This is a genomic window from Sulfobacillus sp. TH-112, assembly GCF_057473405.1.
Genome location: NZ_JBYCKN010000140.1, coordinates 1 through 18,756 on the forward strand (window position 1 = coordinate 1; position 18,756 = coordinate 18,756).

34 protein-coding genes and 1 pseudogene are annotated in these 18,756 nt (G+C 53.1%); all 35 read right to left on the reverse strand.

The window, feature by feature from the left end:
• Window positions 1-484: 484 nt before the first annotated feature.
• Entirely contained in the window at window positions 485-976 is a 492-nt protein-coding gene (locus ACOJWD_RS09885; RefSeq protein WP_486993066.1) for a phage tail protein, read from the reverse strand.
• Window positions 977-1,153: 177 nt separating this feature from the next.
• Window positions 1,154-2,023, reverse strand: coding sequence for an NAD-dependent epimerase/dehydratase family protein (locus ACOJWD_RS09890; RefSeq protein WP_486993067.1), 870 nt, complete (start codon window positions 2,021-2,023; stop codon window positions 1,154-1,156).
• 100 nt (window positions 2,024-2,123) lie between these two features.
• Entirely contained in the window at window positions 2,124-2,564 is a 441-nt protein-coding gene (locus tag ACOJWD_RS09895) for a MarR family winged helix-turn-helix transcriptional regulator (protein ID WP_486993068.1), read from the reverse strand.
• Between the two features lie 78 nt (window positions 2,565-2,642).
• Window positions 2,643-3,557, reverse strand: coding sequence for a proline dehydrogenase family protein (locus ACOJWD_RS09900; RefSeq protein ID WP_486993069.1), 915 nt, complete (start codon window positions 3,555-3,557; stop codon window positions 2,643-2,645).
• The gene (locus tag ACOJWD_RS09905; protein ID WP_486993070.1) at window positions 3,499-4,377 is read right to left on the reverse strand and encodes a tRNA pseudouridine synthase A; all 879 of its coding nucleotides are present in this window, start codon (window positions 4,375-4,377) and stop codon (window positions 3,499-3,501) included. The genes ACOJWD_RS09900 and ACOJWD_RS09905 overlap by 59 nt, the downstream gene beginning before the upstream one ends.
• Before the next feature lie 2 nt (window positions 4,378-4,379).
• The gene (gene rplQ, locus ACOJWD_RS09910; RefSeq protein ID WP_486993071.1) at window positions 4,380-4,724 is read right to left on the reverse strand and encodes a 50S ribosomal protein L17; all 345 of its coding nucleotides are present in this window, start codon (window positions 4,722-4,724) and stop codon (window positions 4,380-4,382) included.
• Between the two features lie 53 nt (window positions 4,725-4,777).
• Window positions 4,778-5,725 (reverse strand): DNA-directed RNA polymerase subunit alpha, encoded by a 948-nt coding sequence (locus tag ACOJWD_RS09915; RefSeq protein WP_486993098.1) that lies wholly within the window; start codon window positions 5,723-5,725, stop codon window positions 4,778-4,780.
• Window positions 5,726-5,781: 56 nt separating this feature from the next.
• Window positions 5,782-6,408, reverse strand: coding sequence for a 30S ribosomal protein S4 (gene rpsD / locus ACOJWD_RS09920; protein WP_486993072.1), 627 nt, complete (start codon window positions 6,406-6,408; stop codon window positions 5,782-5,784).
• Between the two features lie 27 nt (window positions 6,409-6,435).
• On the reverse strand, window positions 6,436-6,828 hold the full coding sequence (gene rpsK, locus ACOJWD_RS09925) for a 30S ribosomal protein S11 (protein WP_486993073.1): 393 nt from the start codon (window positions 6,826-6,828) through the stop codon (window positions 6,436-6,438).
• 61 nt (window positions 6,829-6,889) lie between these two features.
• Window positions 6,890-7,261: a 30S ribosomal protein S13 gene (gene rpsM / locus ACOJWD_RS09930; RefSeq protein WP_486993074.1), complete on the reverse strand. Its 372-nt coding sequence runs from the start codon at window positions 7,259-7,261 to the stop codon at window positions 6,890-6,892.
• Between the two features lie 39 nt (window positions 7,262-7,300).
• A complete protein-coding gene (rpmJ, locus tag ACOJWD_RS09935) occupies window positions 7,301-7,414 on the reverse strand; it encodes a 50S ribosomal protein L36 (RefSeq protein WP_486993075.1) in 114 nt (37 codons plus the stop codon).
• Between the two features lie 32 nt (window positions 7,415-7,446).
• Window positions 7,447-7,665 (reverse strand): translation initiation factor IF-1, encoded by a 219-nt coding sequence (infA, locus tag ACOJWD_RS09940; RefSeq protein ID WP_486993076.1) that lies wholly within the window; start codon window positions 7,663-7,665, stop codon window positions 7,447-7,449.
• 103 nt (window positions 7,666-7,768) lie between these two features.
• Window positions 7,769-8,521, reverse strand: coding sequence for a type I methionyl aminopeptidase (map, locus tag ACOJWD_RS09945; RefSeq protein WP_486993077.1), 753 nt, complete (start codon window positions 8,519-8,521; stop codon window positions 7,769-7,771).
• A complete protein-coding gene (locus ACOJWD_RS09950; RefSeq protein WP_486993078.1) occupies window positions 8,514-9,167 on the reverse strand; it encodes an adenylate kinase in 654 nt (217 codons plus the stop codon). Before ACOJWD_RS09950 ends, map begins: the two co-directional genes overlap by 8 nt.
• A gap of 10 nt (window positions 9,168-9,177) precedes the next feature.
• On the reverse strand, window positions 9,178-10,458 hold the full coding sequence (gene secY / locus ACOJWD_RS09955) for a preprotein translocase subunit SecY (RefSeq protein ID WP_486993079.1): 1,281 nt from the start codon (window positions 10,456-10,458) through the stop codon (window positions 9,178-9,180).
• Window positions 10,459-10,896, reverse strand: a complete 438-nt coding sequence (gene rplO, locus ACOJWD_RS09960; protein WP_486993080.1) for a 50S ribosomal protein L15 — start codon at window positions 10,894-10,896, stop codon at window positions 10,459-10,461. It abuts the gene before it with no gap.
• Complete coding sequence (gene rpmD / locus ACOJWD_RS09965; RefSeq protein ID WP_486993081.1) at window positions 10,897-11,091, reverse strand: 50S ribosomal protein L30; 195 nt, start codon at window positions 11,089-11,091, stop codon at window positions 10,897-10,899.
• Window positions 11,084-11,620, reverse strand: a complete 537-nt coding sequence (gene rpsE, locus ACOJWD_RS09970; RefSeq protein WP_486993082.1) for a 30S ribosomal protein S5 — start codon at window positions 11,618-11,620, stop codon at window positions 11,084-11,086. The genes rpmD and rpsE overlap by 8 nt, the downstream gene beginning before the upstream one ends.
• Window positions 11,621-11,634: 14 nt before the next feature.
• Entirely contained in the window at window positions 11,635-12,000 is a 366-nt protein-coding gene (gene rplR, locus ACOJWD_RS09975; RefSeq protein WP_486993083.1) for a 50S ribosomal protein L18, read from the reverse strand.
• A 10-nt stretch (window positions 12,001-12,010) separates the two neighbouring features.
• Window positions 12,011-12,550 carry a 50S ribosomal protein L6 gene (gene rplF, locus ACOJWD_RS09980; protein WP_486993084.1) on the reverse strand — a complete coding sequence of 180 codons (540 nt, stop codon included), beginning with the start codon at window positions 12,548-12,550 and terminating at the stop codon, window positions 12,011-12,013.
• A 27-nt stretch (window positions 12,551-12,577) separates the two neighbouring features.
• Window positions 12,578-12,976 carry a 30S ribosomal protein S8 gene (gene rpsH, locus ACOJWD_RS09985; RefSeq protein ID WP_486993099.1) on the reverse strand — a complete coding sequence of 133 codons (399 nt, stop codon included), beginning with the start codon at window positions 12,974-12,976 and terminating at the stop codon, window positions 12,578-12,580.
• Between the two features lie 15 nt (window positions 12,977-12,991).
• Entirely contained in the window at window positions 12,992-13,177 is a 186-nt protein-coding gene (locus tag ACOJWD_RS09990) for a type Z 30S ribosomal protein S14 (protein WP_486993085.1), read from the reverse strand.
• Window positions 13,178-13,188: 11 nt separating this feature from the next.
• Window positions 13,189-13,743 (reverse strand): 50S ribosomal protein L5, encoded by a 555-nt coding sequence (gene rplE, locus ACOJWD_RS09995; RefSeq protein ID WP_486993086.1) that lies wholly within the window; start codon window positions 13,741-13,743, stop codon window positions 13,189-13,191.
• Between the two features lie 23 nt (window positions 13,744-13,766).
• The gene (gene rplX, locus ACOJWD_RS10000; RefSeq protein ID WP_486993087.1) at window positions 13,767-14,078 is read right to left on the reverse strand and encodes a 50S ribosomal protein L24; all 312 of its coding nucleotides are present in this window, start codon (window positions 14,076-14,078) and stop codon (window positions 13,767-13,769) included.
• Between the two features lie 27 nt (window positions 14,079-14,105).
• Complete coding sequence (rplN, locus tag ACOJWD_RS10005; RefSeq protein ID WP_486993088.1) at window positions 14,106-14,477, reverse strand: 50S ribosomal protein L14; 372 nt, start codon at window positions 14,475-14,477, stop codon at window positions 14,106-14,108.
• Window positions 14,478-14,505: 28 nt separating this feature from the next.
• Window positions 14,506-14,769, reverse strand: a complete 264-nt coding sequence (gene rpsQ, locus ACOJWD_RS10010) for a 30S ribosomal protein S17 (RefSeq protein ID WP_486993089.1) — start codon at window positions 14,767-14,769, stop codon at window positions 14,506-14,508.
• A gap of 11 nt (window positions 14,770-14,780) precedes the next feature.
• Complete coding sequence (gene rpmC, locus ACOJWD_RS10015; RefSeq protein ID WP_486993090.1) at window positions 14,781-14,984, reverse strand: 50S ribosomal protein L29; 204 nt, start codon at window positions 14,982-14,984, stop codon at window positions 14,781-14,783.
• Window positions 14,974-15,408 carry a 50S ribosomal protein L16 gene (gene rplP, locus ACOJWD_RS10020; protein WP_486993091.1) on the reverse strand — a complete coding sequence of 145 codons (435 nt, stop codon included), beginning with the start codon at window positions 15,406-15,408 and terminating at the stop codon, window positions 14,974-14,976. The genes rpmC and rplP overlap by 11 nt, the downstream gene beginning before the upstream one ends.
• Before the next feature lies 1 nt (window position 15,409).
• The gene (gene rpsC, locus ACOJWD_RS10025; RefSeq protein WP_486993092.1) at window positions 15,410-16,084 is read right to left on the reverse strand and encodes a 30S ribosomal protein S3; all 675 of its coding nucleotides are present in this window, start codon (window positions 16,082-16,084) and stop codon (window positions 15,410-15,412) included.
• Window positions 16,085-16,096: 12 nt separating this feature from the next.
• Window positions 16,097-16,450 (reverse strand): 50S ribosomal protein L22, encoded by a 354-nt coding sequence (rplV, locus tag ACOJWD_RS10030; protein ID WP_486993093.1) that lies wholly within the window; start codon window positions 16,448-16,450, stop codon window positions 16,097-16,099.
• Between the two features lie 12 nt (window positions 16,451-16,462).
• Window positions 16,463-16,747: a 30S ribosomal protein S19 gene (gene rpsS / locus ACOJWD_RS10035; protein WP_486993094.1), complete on the reverse strand. Its 285-nt coding sequence runs from the start codon at window positions 16,745-16,747 to the stop codon at window positions 16,463-16,465.
• Window positions 16,748-16,757: 10 nt separating this feature from the next.
• Window positions 16,758-17,585: a 50S ribosomal protein L2 gene (rplB, locus tag ACOJWD_RS10040; protein ID WP_486993095.1), complete on the reverse strand. Its 828-nt coding sequence runs from the start codon at window positions 17,583-17,585 to the stop codon at window positions 16,758-16,760.
• Window positions 17,586-17,602: 17 nt separating this feature from the next.
• Window positions 17,603-17,887 carry a 50S ribosomal protein L23 gene (gene rplW, locus ACOJWD_RS10045; RefSeq protein ID WP_486993096.1) on the reverse strand — a complete coding sequence of 95 codons (285 nt, stop codon included), beginning with the start codon at window positions 17,885-17,887 and terminating at the stop codon, window positions 17,603-17,605.
• A complete protein-coding gene (gene rplD, locus ACOJWD_RS10050; protein ID WP_486993097.1) occupies window positions 17,884-18,510 on the reverse strand; it encodes a 50S ribosomal protein L4 in 627 nt (208 codons plus the stop codon). Before rplD ends, rplW begins: the two co-directional genes overlap by 4 nt.
• Window positions 18,510-18,756 (reverse strand): annotated as a pseudogene (gene rplC / locus ACOJWD_RS10055) (50S ribosomal protein L3); the annotation flags it as partial. The pseudogene rplC and the gene rplD, both read right to left, overlap by 1 nt.

Consider the following 18,756-nt stretch of genomic DNA (forward strand, 5'->3'; position numbering starts at 1 on the left):
ATGTCTCCCACGTGGCACCCGTGCTATGATTTTCAAGGACCCTTAATTTTGAGGCAACGAATCCCCGTTCAAGTACTTTTATTTTTGAGGGAAGACGGGACGCGATATGACTAGATTACCAAGGGGGTAGTGAAAAACCCTTCTATGACAAGGTGATCAGGATATTCCATGCGCCGGCCCACCACGTAATTGTTAAACGGATCGCATCGTGGTTTAGGCCGCGTTTTTGCCGCCGTGGGTCTCCAATGTATCCCCGTTGGGCGAATAAGAGAGGCTCCTCGTCAAACAGCACGAGAGCCATTCCAATGCTGTCATGAAAGTTTATTAGTCTGCCACTATATGGATATGAGCGTGCCGTCATTGGATGATGGGACATCCTAGTACCCCGGGCCAATGGCTGATATCGCCTCGTGTATTAGTCGAATGGTGACGTTATTACCGGACGCCAATCAGACCGCGTCCCTTGGGGATCCGATCTGACCCACTAATCACCATTTTCAACAGGAGGACATAGGTATTCTCCCTTAATTACAAAGTATGACCCTCGAATATTGCCAGCAAGTTTCGACTTCTGTGTAGCAAACTTGAATTTTTCTACGAGCTCTTTCGGCACCGCCATTCCCTGCGACAGTTTAAATCCGACAGCCCGCTTCTTCGGTTCATCCGCAGTGTAGAGAACATTCACCACCAGACCATCCTGGTGAAATACATAAGTCCATTGGATGTCCTCGACGAGAAAGCAAGACGTTTCGAGCGGAGGTGCTGACACCTCGATATTGCGTTCATTTTTCAAAATTCTCTGGACATAACTCACGATTTCCGGACTTTGCTGGGCAGGGATGACCGTAAACTGATGATGATATTTATTCATAAAATACCGGGCCTCATTGGCGCGTAATCCGGCGAGAGCCGACGCCACCGATGACGTTTCCAAGCCCACTGTCGATACGTTCTTAAAATCCACGACATAGGCCATGGCTTCTTCCACTCCTTTTGCGAAAAGCGGTCTAACCTACGTTTAGCCCTGTCCTCAGGTGTCCTCGCCCCATACTGATGCGTCGGTCACTGCGACTCCACCCTGTTCTTTTGATAAAGGGGTCAATTGGTTCATAGTGTCGCTGTTCTCAGAACCCAATCCTCGAGCAAGCGTTGACTATACTTTATCGCCCGCAGCTACGAGAGAATGGGGGGAACTTACCCACTTTAGCCAGCGTGTATCCGAGGTAATGTTGGGTTCCGTCAACATGGCCAACTGGTCAGAGGTAATGGGGACAGGCAAAATCCGACTAAGATGAGCCAAGGTGCTCATTACCCCCATAGGAATATGCATCTTGGGAGGATGTCGACGATGAATTTGGTCCCCCATGATGTTATATAAATCATTAAGGGTAAATTGCTCTGGACCTCCCACTTCTAACGTGAGACCACCAGCCGATGAGTCGGATACTAATGCCGCAATGAGAGCCGCCAGGTCGCCTCGATAGACTGGTTGAAAAAGGGTCGTGCCATCCCCGGGCACGGGCACTGCGGGAAGTGCTGCCAGTTGCCTTAACATCGCAAAAAAAGGGGAGCCATCGCCAAATACCAGCGATGGGCGAATAATGGTGGAGACAAGCTCATCATGGGAATGAACCACCTGCTCCGCGTCCCATTTGGTCCGATGATACTGGGAGTGCGCGTGAGGTCTAGTTCCTAAGGCCGATATATGAATAAGTCGACTCACATGAGCCTCTTGCATTGCCGCGAGCACGTGGTGGGATGCTTCTACATGCATCCGTTGGAAGGTGATCCCTTCCGCGGGGACTTCTCGAATGATCCCAATCAAATGTACCACGGCATCAGCACCCGTGAATGTGCGTGCCAGATCTGGCGAAAAAACGTCCTTTTCCTCCCACATCACCGCATTGGATTGCGAAGACGACCTATGCCTGGCGAGTGCGATGACATCGTAATGGCTTCCTGTTAGGCTTGACAAGATCGCTTTACCGATATACCCGCTCGCGCCAGTCACGACCACTTTCATCTTCATGCCCCCCTGGTAGTGGGTAGTTTTAGCCCATCATACCATACACATGGTTCGGAGTAGGGACCGAAAGGCCACTTCCAGCATCCCCGCGCTTACTCTATTCTGCAGCCTGCCCCTGTTGTTCAGCACTCTCCGCGACCCGCTCTAAAAGACCTACCAAGGTTTCGATTTCATCAGCCTGAAGCGGCTTTAACAAGTCGCGCATTTTTTGGTGCCGCTCTCCTTGTAATCCCACCATCCGCTCGCGACCCTCGCTACTTAAATCAATCCACACTACGCGCCGATCCTCACGACTTCGGGTGCGGTCAACCACACCCTGATTCACTAACCGGTCAATAATACCGGTTGCGCCGGCAAGAGAGATACCGAGACTCTCAGCAATTGTTCCCATCGCCATGGGTCCATGCTGAAATAACATCCGTAATACCGCAAACTGTCCGAACGTTAACGTATCATCGGGCATCTGACGTCTTGAAATGCGACTAATCCGACTAAATATTGCATCTAACCGATCTATCGCTTGATCGCGTTCGGCCATATCTACACCTCCAGTGAAATGTATCACATGCCATCTCTTGGTCTGTCACGCCATCCCGCCCAGTCCTCGCACTCATGGCTACTTCCTATCGATGAGGGCCCGAGCAAAAAAGAGGAGATTGGCGGGACGTTCGGCAATTCGCCGAACATAATACGCATACCAGTCTTCCCCATAAGGAACATAAACCCGTGTGCGATAACCTTGCTGCGCTAGACTTTCAAGCAATGAAAATTTTACCCCATAAAGCATTTGAAACTCAAACCTATCAAAAGGAATATTTTGTTCGTGAATTAATTTGAGCACCCGTCCGATCAGTTGCTCATCATGCGTGGCAATCGCGGTGTAATTGCCTAATTCCAAGGATGTCTGAACCAGCCTGATATAATTCTCATCCACATCCTGTTTAGATGGGAATGCCACCGATACCGGCTCCATATACGCTCCCTTGACGATGCGGAAATTCTTGGGAGGATGGGACAATCGCTTCAGATCCTCCATGGTGCGATAGAGATAGGCCTGTAAGACAACGCCCACGTGCCCTGGATACGCAGCATAGGCGTTCTCAAGCAGGGAAAGGGTCACATCCGTCCACGGCGTATCCTCCATGTCGATACGCACGAAGTTATCATACTTAGCCGCTTTTTCCACAATCTCCATAAGGTGTTGCCGTCCGAGATCCTCATTTAAAGCCAGACCCATCATCGTCAGCTTGAGGGACACATTGGCGTTCACCACACTTTTCTGGATGACATAGAGCATCTCTAGATAGCTGTCCTTGTGCTCAAGAGCTGCCTCTTCATACTTTTCTGCCTCACCGAGGTGATCCAATGTCACGGCGATTCCGCGACTATTAATCTCTCGTATTCTTTCAATAGCTTGGGGCAAGGTACTGCCTGCCACAAACCGCGCAGCCCCGAACTGCATCCCATACCGTTTAACTGTCCCCTCCACCATCGGGTTGTTTCCCAACCCCAGCACCACTTCCCGAAACATACTGAACCTCCTCCTCCTGCAAGATCATGCGCTCTAGGGTGAGACCACCAGCCGGAGCAAGCGGTGTCACCTTCACCTGGGGATATAGTAATCCCTGATCAATCAAGCTCCGGTCCCCCTCGGGCGACGCGGCCTTCAGCATCGCACCCACCATATGACGGACCATACGGTATAAAAACCCATCACCAGCAACGTGATAGCACCATAGGAGACCATCGGCGTCCTGAGTCCAGTAACTTTCCGTAATATGCCGCGTTGTGGTACCGGCACTAGAGCCCTCGGTGCGAAAGGCACAAAAGTCATGGGTCCCCATAAACTTCGTGGCCTGTTCGCTCAACTGCTCCCAATCAGTCGGCCGTTGAGTCCAATATACATAGCGATACCATTCTAAAGGAGGAGGAGCCGATCCACGCCAAATTCGGTAGCCGTAGTGCTTAATACCATGCGCCCGGCGTGGGTCCCATCCGCGTGCCGAATGTCCCACGGCCACCACTTGGATGTCCCTCGGCAATCGATAATTCAACACTCGCGCCAGGCGCTCCAAAGGCACCGTCACCTCGCCTGTCCAAACCACTATCTGCTCGCGAGCATGCACCCCGCTGTCTGTCCGACTCCCGCCGATGGCATCACCGGGCCCGAATAATCCGCGCAAGACCCGTTCTAGTTCCCCCTGAATCGTCGCGGCATTCTCTTGACGTTGAAATCCGTGGTATTCCGTACCATCATAGCGGACGACTAGAGACAGTTGCCGTGTCGTTTCACCATCGGGTGACAAAGGCGACACAGCACTCAGTGCCGTGTCGCCCGTATTGCGTTCCAAGATTACACCAGTTCCAAGATAGCCATCGGAGCAGCATCTCCATCGCGGAAACCAGTCCGCATAATCCGAGTGTAACCACCCGTTCGCTCTTGGTACCGTGGTGCCAAGGTAACGAATAGCTTAGTAACAACATCTTCATCCAGAATGTAGGCCAAGGCTTGGCGGCGAGCCGCCAAATCTCCCTTTTTACCTAGCGTAATCATATGCTCCGCGACGCGGTTCACCTCACGCGCTCGCGTCACTGTAGTCTGAATGCGCTCTTCGCGAAGAAATGATGTCACCAGATTTCGCATCATGGCCCGACGATGACCGCCGTTACGACCTAATTTGCGATGATTTCCAGGCATCCTTCTATCTCCTTTAAACGAATAATTTAGCTGTCCACGACGTATGCCGCAATTTACTCCTCAGACGGCCGCAATGATAACCCCAGTCCTTCGAGCTTTTCCTTGACTTCCTCAAGGGACTTTTTCCCCAGGTTACGCACTTTCATCATGTCCTCGTCGGACTTGTTGGTCAGTTCGCCCACCGTATTAATGCCCGCTCGTTTAAGACAATTGAAAGAGCGCACTGACAAGTCCAATTCCTCAATCGGCATCTCTAACAGCCGGTCACGCTTATCCTCTTCGCGCTCGACGCCAATTTCCACGCCAGGCACGCCGTCAGTCAGGTTCACGAACAGCCGCAAATGGTCTGATAGAATCTTGCTGCCCATAGAGACCGCTTCTTCGGGGCTCAATGAACCATCAGTCCAGACCTCGAGAGTCAACCGATCGTAGTCCGTTCTGTGACCCACGCGGGTATCCTCAACCCGCCAGTTCGCCTTGACGACAGGACTAAAAATCGAGTCTACGGGGATCACTCCGATCGCCTGGTCCGAGCGTTTATTCTTATCTGCAGGCACATAGCCTCGGCCACGCTCAATGGTCATTTCCATCGAAAACCGCGACCCCTCGTCAACATAGGCAATGTGCTGACTGGGATCCAAAATATCCACGTCCGCATCGGCCAAGATGTCTCCGGCCGTCACCTCGCACGGTCCCTCTTTGTCTACATGCAGGGTTTTCACATCATCGGACCACGATTTCAAAGCGAGTCGCTTCAAATTGAGTATAATGTCCGCCGTATCCTCCAGGACGCCCGGAATGACCGAAAACTCATGAAGAACGCCCTCAATCCGGACAGACGTTACCGCCGTCCCAGGGAGCGAAGATAATAATATCCTCCTCAGTGAATTACCCAGTGTGATGCCATATCCCCTGTCTAGAGGTTCCACCACAAACTGCCCATAATTAGGCTCATTGCCATCATCAACCCGTCGAATTTCCGGCTTCTCGATTTCGGTCATTCCACCAGCCCGCCCAAGCAGGCCTTGCCCCCTTTCGATAACTCCCAAGGTTTCACCTAAACGCGTGAGTACCACTCAACAATCAACTGCTCCTGTACTGGGGCATCAATCTCGTCGCGGTTGGGCAAACGAAGAACTGTGCCACGCAAGGCCTCCGAGTTCACTTCCAGCCAAGCTGGGACTAACCGTGAGGTAATCTCAGCCATCTGCTTAAATCGTGGCTTTTGCCGACTCGCCTCTCGTACTTCGATAACATCACCGGGCTTGACGGAGAACGAAGGAATATTCACTCGTCGTCCATTCACCTGGAAGTGATTGTGCCGGACCAATTGCCGTGCCTCAGCTCGCGATGACGCAAGTCCCAACCGATACACGACATTGTCCAAACGACGCTCTAAGGCCTGCAACAGCACCTCACCAGTGACGCCTTCCCGCCGCTCTGCTTTCTCGAAGTACCGGGCAAATTGGCCCTCCATGACCCCGTAGGTCCGGCGTGCCTTTTGCTTTTCTCGCAACTGTACCCCGTACTCAGAAAGTTTACGGCGCCCTTGTCCGTGCTGTCCGGGTGGAAACGGCCGTCTCACCACTGCACACTTATCGGTGAAACACTTTTCACCCTTCAAATACAATTTGGTTCCTTCCCGTCGACATAACTTACAAACGGGTCCTGTATATCGTGCCATTGTGTGCGCCTCCTTCCTTTCTGTATGCTAAACTCGACGCCGCTTCGGCGGTCGACATCCATTGTGCGGAATTGGGGTCACATCTTTAATCATGCTAACCTCAAGTCCTGCTGACTGTAGGGACCGAATAGCGGCCTCTCGACCCGATCCTGGTCCTTTGACCAGCACCTCGACTTCTTTAAGGCCATATTCCATGGCCCCTTTGGCCGCCGTCTCGGCCGCTAATTGCGCCGCAAATGGCGTGCTCTTACGCGATCCCTTGAATCCTGAGCCTCCCGCGGACGCCCACGATAGGGTGTTTCCCTGGGTATCAGTAATGGTCACGATTGTATTATTAAAGGTCGAACGAATATGCGCTGTTCCTCGGTCGACGTGACGACGATCACGACGCTTTGTCCTTGCTGTACGACGCGTTGGCATATGGCCAGAAACCCCTCCCTAAACTAATTCAGACTACCAGTAGAATCGCTACTAAAAGACCTTACTTCTTCTTCTTGCCACCCACCGTACGACGCGGCCCCTTGCGCGTGCGTGCATTGGTTTTCGTGCGCTGACCGCGCACTGGCAAACCGCGGCGATGCCGCAATCCTCGGTATGAACCAATATCAATAAGTCGCTTGATACTCATTTGCACCTCGCGGCGCAAGTCGCCTTCGACGCGCCAATCGCGATCAATCACCTCGCGGATTCGGCTCACTTCGTCTTCGGTCAGATCTCGCACTCGGGTGTCAGGGTCGACTTGACTTTCTGCTAATATGACACGTGATGCTGGCCAACCAATGCCGTAGATGTACGGCAACGCCGCTTCAACACGCTTGTCCCGTGGTAAATCAATTCCTGAGATACGCGCCACTCAAATATCCTCCTTGCCGTTTCTTCTCTTACGGTAACTTTATCCTTGCGCCTGCTTGTGCTTGGGGTTCTCGCAGATGACCATTACACGCCCATGGCGCTTAATCACCTTGCACTTTTCACACACCGGCTTCACGGACGCCCGAATCTTCATGCGATCTCCTCCTCTCCTGAACTTCCTCCCCGCTACTTATAACGGTAGGTAATGCGACCACGCGTTAAATCGTAGGGTGACAGTTGAATCGTCACCTTGTCGCCGGGTAAGATCTTAATAAAGTGCATCCGGATCTTCCCTGAGACGTGGGCCAAAACTTTATGACCATTGGATAATTCCACTCGGAACATCGCATTAGGCAACGGTTCGATAACCGTACCCTCGACCTCAATCGCGTCTTCCTTCGCCAAAGATTTCCCCCCTCATCGCACTATGAACTTCCTGCACTGACAATTTTGCCCAAACACGAGCGACAGTATCCCCAACAGTATCCGATCCATTATACCCGATTTCTCACAAAATTGCAGTCAGGATTTCTGGGCCATCTTCATTTATGAAAATGGTGTGCTCAAAGTGTGCCGAGAGGCTCTTATCTCTCGTGACGACGGTCCATCCATCATGGAGGACGTCGACCTCATGTCCTCCAACATTAACCATTGGCTCAATAGCAATAGCTAAACCGGGCCGCAAAAGCATTCCACGACCTCGGGTCCCATAATTGGGTACCTGAGGATCCTCGTGCATCTGTCGTCCAATCCCATGGCCCACGAAGTCCCGCACCACAGAAAATCCGTGGGATTCCACATACGTTTGTACCGCAGCACCAATATCGCCCAGTCGTTCGCCAACACGTGCTGCATTAATCCCTTGATAGAGTGCCTCTTCGGTCACGCGCAGTAATTCCGCGGCCTGTGCACTAGGAGGCTCTCCGACGAAGAGACTGAGGGCCGAGTCACCAACAAAACCCTCCACCGTGGCCCCCAGATCAATGCTCACAAGGTCCCCGGGTTGTACTACCCGATCGCCGGGAATCCCGTGCACTACCTGTTCATTGATGGAAATGCACACGCTCGCGGGATAACCATTATAGCCCTTGAACACAGGATCTCCACCGCGAGCGCGAATTTCTTGGTCCGCAATCACGTCGAGATCGCGCGTGGTCATTCCCGGTCGAACCGACTGGCGCAAGATAGCCAGCACTTCGGCCACGACCTGCCCTGCATGCCGCATCTTCTCCCGATCTCGGGCACTTTTGAGTTCAATCACGGAAAGCCTCCAAGTATTTTTCCACCGCTGCCGTTATTTGCGACACCGACTGTTCGCCGTCAAACTCCGCCAAAAGTCCCTGGGCCTGATACAAGGCCACCAACGGCGCCGTCTCGGATTCGTACACCTGAAGACGGGTCGAAACCGTCTCCTCAGAATCATCTTGACGCTGCACGAGCGCTGTACCACACACATCACATATGCCACTTTCTCGCGGAGGGTTCATGGCAATATGATACGTAGCGCCGCAATTCGGGCAGGCTCGGCGCCCCGTAATGCGCTCAATCAACACCGACGAGCGCACCCGTAGATATATCACGGCCGTGAGCTGCCGCCCCAACTCGTCAAGCATGTGGCCAAAGTGCTCTCCCTGAGACACGTTGCGAGGAAACCCATCCAAGATAAAGCCCAACTCGGCATCCCGCTCTTCGAGACGACCTCGCACCATACGCTCAGTAATGTCATCAGGGACTAGGGTCCCTGCGTTCAAATACCTCTGCGCAGTGCGTCCCAGTTCGGTACCCTCACTGAGATTCTTACGAAAAATATCTCCGGTGGAGACATGCGGTACGTTAAGCGCCTGGGCAAGCAGCTTGGCCTGTGTTCCTTTTCCTGACCCCGGGGGTCCAAGCAGCACTAGTTGCATCTGTATCCCCCTATTTCATAAATCCTTGATATTGTTGCATGACCATTTGTGCCTGCATCTGCTTCAATGTATCTAGCGACACTCCCACAATAATCAGTAAGGATGTGCCCCCAAAATACATATTGATGCCCATGGCCATAGTCATAAAACTTGGCAAGATGGCCACAATACCAAGGAATACCGCACCCACAAAGGTTAAGCGCCCACTCACCCGTGCCAGATAGTCTGCCGTCGGACGGCCTGGGCGAATTCCTGGAATATGCCCGCCCGCCTTTTTCAGATTATCAGCCACATCATCCACTTTAAACACTACTTGGGTATAAAAGAAGGTGAATACCACGACCAACAAAAACTCAAGAATAATGTACAGGGGGGCCGTGAACCCAAAATAGTGATTAAATACCGTCACCCAATTTCCCTTAAAGAACTGAGAAATCGTGACCGGCAAAATGAGCAGCGAAATCGCGAAAATCACCGGAATCACCCCGGCCTGATTAACCCGGATCGGCAAATGTGTGTTTTGTCCCTGATAAATTCGCCGTCCCACCACGCGTTTCGGATACTGTACCGGAACCTTCCGCTGCCCCTCATTCACATACACCACGGCCGCAATAATAATCAGCGCCACAATCAGGAATATGACCAGCTTAGGAATACTGAGCACTCCGGCGGTGACATACTGCGCGAGAGTCTCTATCCCATAGGGCAAGCGGGAAACGATTCCGAACATGACCAAGAGCGAAATCCCATTACCTACGCCCTTGTCGGTAATTTGCTCGCCGATCCACATCAAGAACGTGGAACCCGCCAATAGCAAGATAGCCGTGAAAAACAGCGACGCGATATTGTGATGTATATAGACATGTTGTCCACTGGACGACGTATAGCGATACAAGTAATACGATACGCCCACCGACTGGAGGAATCCAATACCCACAGACAGCCACCGAGTCACCCGCGCCATCTTCTTCTGGCCCTCTTCGCCCTCTTTGCCCCACTCTTCCACGGTGGGAATAACCACCGTCATCAGTTGCATAATAATACTCGCATTGATATAGGGGATGATACTCAGAGCGAAAATGGACAGTGTCGCCGTGGCACCCCCACTAAACAGGTTCAGCAAAGCAAAGATGCTTGCCCCCTGCTTAAATAGCGCCTGAATGACAGTCGCATTTACCCCGGGAATCGGGATGTGAGCTCCAATCCGGAACACCACCAGCATCCCCAGGGTAAACAACAGTCGCTTCATCAATTGAGAGCCTCTAAGTGCCCCCATGGCATTTTGGGCCACTTAAATCACCTCTGCCCGTCCCGAAGCCGCCTCAATTTTCTCCTTGGCAGACTTAGAGAAGGCGTTCGCCTGAATCACTAGCGCGTGACTGATCTCACCGTCGCCGAGAATTTTCACGGGGAGACTACGGCGCACCAAGCGATGCTCCCGCAATAACGCCACTGTGACGACAGTGCCCGGCTCAAACTGATTCAATTCAGCCAAGTTCACCACTTCGAACTCGACCCGAAACGGATTTTTGAAACCACGCTTCGGCAAACGCCGTTGCAACGGCATCTGTCCGCCTTCAAACCCGGGCCGAATAGAGCCACCTGAACGTGCTTTTTGACCCTTATGGCCTCGGCCTGCGGTCTTACCGAGTCCCGATCCCAGTCCACGCCCACGACGAGTTTTCTTCTGATGCGATCCTGCTGCCGGTCGTAAGTCATTGAGTCGCATTTACTCTCTTCCTTCCTCAACCTCTTCCACATGCACGAGATGGCGCACCTTATGCACCATTCCGCGGATAGAGGGATTATCGTCATGCTCTACTGTACGCCACATTTTGCCGAGACCCAAGGACTTCACAGTCGCCTTTTGTTCCTCCGCATAGCCAATAGGACTCTTAACCAATGTAATACGAATCCTAGCCATGGTGTGCCCCCCCTAACACCTGCTGCAAGGTAAGGCCGCGGAGCTTCGCCACGTGGTGAGCACTCTTAAGCTCCTTTAATCCCTGCATGGTAGCGGCAACCACGTTGTTGGGGTTCGCCGTTCCTAGCGACTTGCTCAGCACATCCCGAATCCCTGCCGCCTCTAGGACTGCACGTACTGCGCCGCCGGCAATCACTCCAGTACCCGGAGCAGCTGGTTTAAGCAGCACTCTCCCAGCTCCAAACGTGCCAATAACTTGGTGCGGAATGGTCGTACCCAGACGCGGCACCACAATCATGTGCTTCTTAGCGTCCTCGATCCCCTTGCGAATGGCTTCTGGAATTTCTGCCGCCTTCCCTAAGCCCACGCCCACTTTGCCATTCTCGTCGCCTACCACCACCAGCGCACTAAAGCTAAATCGCCGGCCTCCCTTGACCACTTTAGCCACACGATTGATGGCCACAACTTTTTCTTTAAATTCGCCCGCGCCACGCTTATCGTCGCCCGGTTGTGTTTGTCCTCGTGCCATGTTTGCCTCCTTATCTAGAAGTCTAGTCCCGCGTCTCTCGCTGCATCAGCGAGAGCCTTGACACGTCCATGATAGCGATAGCCGCCCCGATCAAACACAACGGCTTTCACGCCGCGTTCAATCGCTCGCTCTGCCACGAGACGTCCGACCTCTGTAGCCTTAGCAATCGTAAGACGTCCTGGCTGACTTCGTAATGCCGCTTCCTGCGTCGACGCTTGGGCAATCGTCTTGCCGACCGTATCGTCAATCACCTGCGCGTAAATGTTTAGGTTGGATCGAAAGACATTAAGGCGCGGACGCTCGGTAGTCCCTTTGACCTTGCCACGAATACGCAAATGGCGCTTTCGACGTGCCGCGTTCCTGTCAAATCGCTTGTACACGTTTAATCCCTCACTTCTTTCCGGTCTTTCCGACCTTACGTCGAATTCTTTCGCCCTTATAGTGGATACCCTTGCCTTTATATGGTTCCGGGGGCCGTACACCACGAATCTTGGCAGCAATTTCGCCCACCACTTCGCGATCGTATCCCCTGACCATCACGTTGGTCGGATTGGGGACGTCAAATTCGATGCCCTCGGGCGGTTCAATGTTCACCGGGTGGGAAAACCCGACCGTCAATACCAATTTCTGCCCCTGCTTTGACGCTCGGTATCCAACGCCCGCCAGTTCCAAGTGCTTTTCGAAGCCTTTCGAGACCCCTTCAACCATATTGGACACTAATGTCCGCCACAGTCCCCATTGAGCGCGCGCCGCACCACTGTCATCAATAGGCACGACTCGCAACGTAGTACCCTCAATTTCAAGTCGCACTTCCGGCCGCAGGGTGCGCTCCAACGTGCCGCGGGCGCCCTTCACTGTCACCCGCTGTCCATCCAACTGGACTTCCACACCACTTGGTATGGTAATGGGCACCTTTCCTATCCGTGACATGCTACCCTTCCTCCTTCGTCCGGTCGGCTACCATACGTAGCACAATACCTCGCCGCCGATATGCTCTTCGCGCGCGCGCTTTTCGGTCATTACGCCATGTGACGTCGACAAAATCGCGATGCCTAGACCACCGAGTACTCGGGGCAACTCATCGCTTCCGGCGTACACTCTAAGACCCGGCCGGCTAATCCGCTTCAGTCCACTAATGACACGCTCCCGATTGGCACCGTATTTCAAGTGCATTCGGATCACACCTTGTTTGCCGTCCTCGACAATTTCAAACTCGCGAATAAAACCCTCTTCTTTGAGAATGTGAGCCAAAGCCCGCTTCATACGCGACCCTGGTACATCCACTACCTCGCGATACACAACATTGGCGTTGCGAATGCGCGTTAACATGTCCGCAATGGGATCAGTCACGACGATCCTCCTTTCCTTTCGTTACCAACTCGCCTTACGCACGCCCGGAATTTCTCCTTGATGCGCTAATTGCCGAAAACATAGCCGACAGAGCCCGAAGTCCCGTAAATACCCGTGGGGCCGCCCACACAGTTGGCAACGATGATACTGTCTTACACCAAATTTCTGCTTGCGCTTGGCTTTGGCAATGAGTGATTTTTTGGCCATAATCGCCCTCCTTATCGGTGCTGCTGCAAGGGCATCCCCAGCATTGTGAGCAACACCTGTGCCTCTTCATCGGTGTTCGCTGTAGTCACCAAGGTGATGTCCATACCGCGCAATTTATCAACCTTATCGTAATCGACCTCTGGAAAAATAATCTGTTCGCGAATCCCTAACGTATAGCTGCCCCGCCCGTCAAATCCTCGGGTAGATAATCCCCGAAAGTCCCGCACGCGGGGTAGGGCAATATAGAACAACTTTTCAAGAAAGTCGTACATCCGTTGCCCTCTGAGGGTTACCTTCGCCCCAATAGGCATGTTTTCACGAATCTTAAAAGAAGCGATTGACTTCTTCGCCCGCGTCACCAACGGCTTCTGGCCCGTAATCCGGGTAAGATCATCCACCGCCGAATCCATGGCTTTCGAATTTCCTACTGCATCACCCACACCCATGTTCACCACAATCTTGGCGATTTTCGGCACTTCCATGGGATTTTTATAATGAAACCGCTCCATAAGGGCCGGTATCACTTCGCTCTGATAGCGCTCTTTCAACGCCGACTCAATTGCCATCGTCTGTTTATTCCTTTCCGCCCTTAATCAAGCGTGGCCCCACAATGCTTACACGCCCGAACTTTTTTTCCGTCATCTTGAATCTTTTTCGCGATACGGGTGGGCTTTTTGCAGGACTTGCAAATAATCATGACATTGGAGACGTGGATGGGAGCTTCTTTGGTAATAATGCCACCTTCCGGCATCGCCTCAGTCGGTTTTTGGTGTCGCTTGACCAAATTGAGCTTCTCAACTATCACCCGGCTCTCCTTGGGTCGCGATTCGATAATCCGTCCCTCTTTGCCCTTTTCACGGCCTGCAATAACCTTAACCAAATCGCCTTTCTTTACGTGCACCCTCGTCCCTCCTCTCTCTCTTGTGCCCTATAGGACTTCCGGGGCTAGCGAGATAATCTTCATGTAATCGCGCTCGCGCAGTTCACGCGCCACAGGTCCAAAAATACGCGTCCCGCGGGGCTCTTTATCATCCCCACGCAAAATCACGGCCGCGTTCTCATCAAATTTAATGTGTGAACCGTCAGTGCGATTGCACCCAGTCTTGGTGCGAACGATGACCGCCTTCACCACATCGCCCTTCTTGACCACGCCCCCGGGCGAAGCGGATTTAACAGCACACACAATCACATCACCAATATTACCGTATTTGCGATAAGAGCCTCCCAATACCCGGATACACATAAGTTCCTTCGCTCCGGTATTATCGGCGACCCGCAAACGCGTTTGCGGCTGGATCATCGGGTTATCCTCCTTTCCTCACCAACACTTAGTCTTTTTGGTGGCCTAAAATATCCACAACCCGCCAGTTCTTGTCTTTCGATAGCGGTCTCGTCTCCTCAATGCGCACCCGATCACCTGTTTTGCACGTGTTGTTCTCGTCGTGTGCCTTATACCGCTTAGTGCGACGAATACGACGTCCGTACATCGGATGCGATACCAATGACTCTACCGCTACCACGACTGTCTTATTCATCTTGTCGCTGACAACCACTCCCTCACGGAGCTTGCGCTTCCCTTGTGCCTCAGCCATGTTCCCCCCCCTTATCTTGCATTCTCGTGCAACTCACGTTCACGCAGAATGGTATGCACCCGAGCGATATCTTTCTTCACCTGGCGGATACGCATGGGGTTCTCCAATTGCGCCGTCGCTAATTGAAAACGCAACCGGAACAGCTGTTCTTTTAAGGTTTTTAATTGCGCCGTGAGCTCGTCTTGCGACAGATCTCTCAGTTCCTTAGGCTTCATGCGCATTCTCTCCTGACTCTTCTCGCTTTACAAACCGGGTCCGGATGGGGAGCTTGTGAGCCGCTAGCCGCATGGCCTCCCGAGCTACCTCTTCGGGAACGCCGGCGAGCTCAAACATAATGCGGTCCGGCTTCACGACCGCCACCCAAAACTCCACATTGCCTTTCCCAGAGCCCTGCCGCGTTTCCGCCGGCTTTTTGGTCACAGGCTTGTCGGGAAAAATGGTAATCCACACTTTCCCTCCACGGCGAATATATCGGGTTAAAGCCACACGTGCGGCCTCAATCTGACGATCGGTAATCCATGCCGGCTCCAACGCCTGCAGACCGTACTCTCCAAAACTCAAGGTATTGCCACGATGGGCCTTACCCTTCATACGTCCGCGGTGCATTTTGCGATATTTTGTGCGTTTCGGCTGTAACACCCTAGCGCCCTCCTTCCGATCCGGCTGCTGGACGTGCTACCCGGCCCGGCAACACCTGACCCTTATAAATCCATACTTTCACTCCGATAACACCGTAGGTGGTGTGTGCTTCAGCAAATCCATAGTCGATGTCAGCACGCAGCGTATGCAATGGAATAGACCCTTCCCAAGTCCATTCGCGCCGGGCAATTTCCGCGCCACCCAAACGACCACTCACCATAATCTTGATGCCCTTGGCATTCTGCCGCATCGCCCGCTGCACCGACTGTTTCATCGCTCGCTTAAAGGCAATGCGCTTTTCCAGTTGGCTCGCAACCGATTCCGCCACCAATTGAGCATCCGTCTCAGGCGATTTTACTTCCACAATATTGAGATTAACCTGCTTCTTCGAGAGCGCTTCAAGATCCTTTTTCAGCTGCTCGACGCCAACGCCGCCCTTGCCAATCACCATTCCCGGTTTGCCGGTGTGCACCGTCACTTTAAGCTTGCTGCCCGCGCTACGCTCTATCTCGACCCGCGACACCCCAGCATTATAGTGACGCTTTTTCACATAGCGACGAATCTTAAAGTCTTCACCGATGAGCTCCGGGGCAGCCTTTTCGGCGCTGTACCAACGTGAATCCCATGCTTTAACGATACCTAGTCTAAATCCCTTTGGATGGATCTTTTGCCCCACGCTCTTCCCCCCTTAACTCTGGTGCCGTGGACGTAGTACCACGGAGATGTGACTGGTGCGCTTCATAATCGGAAACGCCTGTCCCCGACTACGCGGATGAATCCTCTTCAGAATCGGACCTCCATCAACCCAAATCTCTGAAACAAATAAATCGCCCGGGTCGAGGTCGTGATTATTCTGGGCATTGGCCGCTGCGCTTTGAATCAGCTTCGCCACTACTTTCGAAGCTCGCTTGGGGGTGTGCCGAAGAATGGCCTCAGCATCGCGAATATTTTTACCGCGAATAAGATTGACCACGATACGCACTTTCCGAGGCGCAATTCGAACGTGGCGTACATGCGCCCGTGCTTCTCCTACGTCTGCCATTTGCGTCTCCCCCTATCGCACGCCGGTCGAACGTTCGGACTTGTCCGCGTGACCCTTGAATGTACGGGTAGGCGCAAACTCTCCCAACTTATGACCGACCATTTCTTCACTAATATAGATGGGAACGTGACGTCGCCCATCATGGACCGCGATGGTGTGTCCAACCATGTCTGGCACAATCGTCGAGGAACGCGCCCAGGTTTTTATGACACGATGTTCATTGCGACCATTTTGCGCCTCAACTTTCTTTAAGAGGCTCTCTTGGATATAAGGTCCCTTTTTTACCGAACGACCCATGTTTCGCCTCCTACTTCCGGCGTCGGACAATTAATCGATCCGAAGCCTTTCGCTTTTTCCTAGTCTTCTTACCGAGAGCGGGCTTGCCCCATGGGGTTACAGGGTGCTTGCGTCCGATCGGGGCTTTACCTTCACCACCGCCGTGCGGGTGGTCGACCGGGTTCATTACCACTCCTCGAACGGAGGGACGCTTTCCCAGCCAACGATTGCGACCTGCTTTTCCGATGGTAATGTTCTCATGTTCCACATTTCCCACTTGCCCCACCGTGGCCATGCACTGCGTCGGTACCCGACGCAACTCCCCAGAGGGCAACCGCAAAAGCGCGTAGCGTCCTTCACGGGCTGCGAGTTGGGCCGAGGTTCCTGCGGAGCGCGCCAACTGGGCGCCGCGCCCGGGATGCATTTCAACGGCATGAACCACCGTTCCCACTGGGATATCCTGCAGCAATAGGGCGTTGCCTGGCTTAATGTCAGATCCCGGTCCGGCTTGCACCGAATCCCCCACCTTTAAACCAAGCGGTGCCAATATATAGGACTTTTCGCCGTCGGCGTACTCTAAAAGAGCAATCCGCGCCGTACGAAAGGGGTCATATTCTATGGCGAGTACCGTCGCTGGGACATTCAGTTTCTGTCGCTTAAAGTCAATCACGCGATAAAGACGCTTTGTTCCACCGCCACGATGACGTACCGTAATGCGCCCATAGTGGTTTCGGCCAGCCTTACGGTGCATGCCCTGTGTCAAGGACTTTTCCGGTTTCTTCTTTGTGATCTCCGAAAAGGTGGAGACTGTCATCTGCCGAACTCCGGGGGAGGTCGGTTTCATTTTGCGTACTGGCATATTACCCTCCTCCTTCGTTATACCCCTTCAAAAATCTCAATCGTGTCACCAGGCGCCAACGTCACAATGGCCTTTTTCTTTTCGGGAGTCCGGCCGACAGAGTATCCGCGGCGTTTGGTCTTACCCGGCACCCACATGGTGTTCACTTTGGTGACACGCACCTTAAAGATTTCTTCCACCGCTCGACGAATCTGCACCTTATTGGCCCGTGCATCCACCTCAAACGTGTATTTATTCAATTCCATTGCGTCGGTGCTGGCCTCGGTAATAATCGGCCGCTTCAGGACGTCATAGGGACTCATCCGGCGAACACCCCTTCCACCGCCGCCACCGCACTCTTATCGAGCACTAAACGGTGATACTTCAGTAAGTTGTATACGTTAAGACTTTGTGCTGTCGTTGTGGTCACATCTTTCAGGTTACGCACCGAAAGCTTTAGCCCATTTTCGGGCTCCGCCGTCACAAAAAGCACGTTACGGCCCAACTGCAATTTGTCTAACGCTTCCAACATAAGGCGCGTGCGAGACTCTGAGGTTTTCAGACTGTCCACTATGGTCAGTTCCTGGTCCCGAAACTTCGCCGACAGAGCTTGCCGAATAGCGGCTCGCCGCATCTTGCGAGGAAACTTCATGCTAAAGTCACGGGCGTGGGGACCAAAGGCCACTCCCCCATGCCGCCAGTGAGGAGCACGCGTCGTGCCCGCCCGAGCCCGACCAGTACCCTTTTGACGCCAAGGCTTACGGCCGCCACCACGAACCTGGCTTCGCGTCTTAGTCTCCGCACGGCCAGCCCGCTGATTGGCTTGATGCACCACAACGGCTTGATGGAGCAAGGCAATGTTTACCGGAGATTCAAAGACCCGCTCGGACAATTCCATCTCGCCGACGACTTCCCCCGAAAGATTGTACACATTAACGGTTGGCATCAGACGGCTCCTTTCTTGTTACGCACTGATTCGCGCACCATCACCAATGAACCTTTAGGACCCGGTACCGAGCCGCGAATCAAGAGAAGATTCCGGTCACTGTCGACCTTCACCACTCGCACCCGCAACGTCGTGACCCGTTGATGGCCCATATGTCCCGGCATCTTGCGCCCGGGATGCACACGACCTCCACCACCAGAGGTTCTCGATCCTAAGGATCCTACACGGCGGTGATATTTTGATCCG

Excerpts from the sequence above, each read along its gene's own strand:
- rpsE (WP_486993082.1), bottom strand. The coding sequence starts at position 11,620 with ATGGCACGAGGACAAACACAACCGGGCGACGATAAGCGTGGCGCGGGC.
- rplN (WP_486993088.1), bottom strand. The coding sequence starts at position 14,477 with ATGATCCAGCCGCAAACGCGTTTGCGGGTCGCCGATAATACCGGAGCG.
- rplQ (WP_486993071.1), bottom strand. The coding sequence starts at position 4,724 with ATGCCTGGAAATCATCGCAAATTAGGTCGTAACGGCGGTCATCGTCGG.
- rplV (WP_486993093.1), bottom strand. The coding sequence starts at position 16,450 with ATGGCAGACGTAGGAGAAGCACGGGCGCATGTACGCCACGTTCGAATT.
- ACOJWD_RS09950 (WP_486993078.1), bottom strand. The coding sequence starts at position 9,167 with ATGCAACTAGTGCTGCTTGGACCCCCGGGGTCAGGAAAAGGAACACAG.
- rplE (WP_486993086.1), bottom strand. The coding sequence starts at position 13,743 with ATGGCAATTGAGTCGGCGTTGAAAGAGCGCTATCAGAGCGAAGTGATA.
- rplD (WP_486993097.1), bottom strand. The coding sequence starts at position 18,510 with ATGCCAACCGTTAATGTGTACAATCTTTCGGGGGAAGTCGTCGGCGAG.
- ACOJWD_RS09990 (WP_486993085.1), bottom strand. The coding sequence starts at position 13,177 with ATGGCCAAAAAATCACTCATTGCCAAAGCCAAGCGCAAGCAGAAATTT.
- ACOJWD_RS09890 (WP_486993067.1), bottom strand. The coding sequence starts at position 2,023 with ATGAAAGTGGTCGTGACTGGCGCGAGCGGGTATATCGGTAAAGCGATC.
- rpmD (WP_486993081.1), bottom strand. The coding sequence starts at position 11,091 with ATGGCTAGGATTCGTATTACATTGGTTAAGAGTCCTATTGGCTATGCG.
- rplB (WP_486993095.1), bottom strand. The coding sequence starts at position 17,585 with ATGCCAGTACGCAAAATGAAACCGACCTCCCCCGGAGTTCGGCAGATG.
- ACOJWD_RS09915 (WP_486993098.1), bottom strand. The coding sequence starts at position 5,725 with ATGACCGAAATCGAGAAGCCGGAAATTCGACGGGTTGATGATGGCAAT.
- rplW (WP_486993096.1), bottom strand. The coding sequence starts at position 17,887 with ATGAGTCCCTATGACGTCCTGAAGCGGCCGATTATTACCGAGGCCAGC.
- rpsS (WP_486993094.1), bottom strand. The coding sequence starts at position 16,747 with ATGGGTCGTTCGGTAAAAAAGGGACCTTATATCCAAGAGAGCCTCTTA.
- rpsK (WP_486993073.1), bottom strand. The coding sequence starts at position 6,828 with ATGCCAACGCGTCGTACAGCAAGGACAAAGCGTCGTGATCGTCGTCAC.
- rpsQ (WP_486993089.1), bottom strand. The coding sequence starts at position 14,769 with ATGGCTGAGGCACAAGGGAAGCGCAAGCTCCGTGAGGGAGTGGTTGTC.
- rpsD (WP_486993072.1), bottom strand. The coding sequence starts at position 6,408 with ATGGCACGATATACAGGACCCGTTTGTAAGTTATGTCGACGGGAAGGA.
- ACOJWD_RS09885 (WP_486993066.1), bottom strand. The coding sequence starts at position 976 with ATGGCCTATGTCGTGGATTTTAAGAACGTATCGACAGTGGGCTTGGAA.
- ACOJWD_RS09900 (WP_486993069.1), bottom strand. The coding sequence starts at position 3,557 with ATGTTTCGGGAAGTGGTGCTGGGGTTGGGAAACAACCCGATGGTGGAG.
- rpmC (WP_486993090.1), bottom strand. The coding sequence starts at position 14,984 with ATGAAGCCTAAGGAACTGAGAGATCTGTCGCAAGACGAGCTCACGGCG.
- rplO (WP_486993080.1), bottom strand. The coding sequence starts at position 10,896 with ATGCGACTCAATGACTTACGACCGGCAGCAGGATCGCATCAGAAGAAA.
- rpmJ (WP_486993075.1), bottom strand. The coding sequence starts at position 7,414 with ATGAAGATTCGGGCGTCCGTGAAGCCGGTGTGTGAAAAGTGCAAGGTG.
- rplF (WP_486993084.1), bottom strand. The coding sequence starts at position 12,550 with ATGTCACGGATAGGAAAGGTGCCCATTACCATACCAAGTGGTGTGGAA.
- ACOJWD_RS09895 (WP_486993068.1), bottom strand. The coding sequence starts at position 2,564 with ATGGCCGAACGCGATCAAGCGATAGATCGGTTAGATGCAATATTTAGT.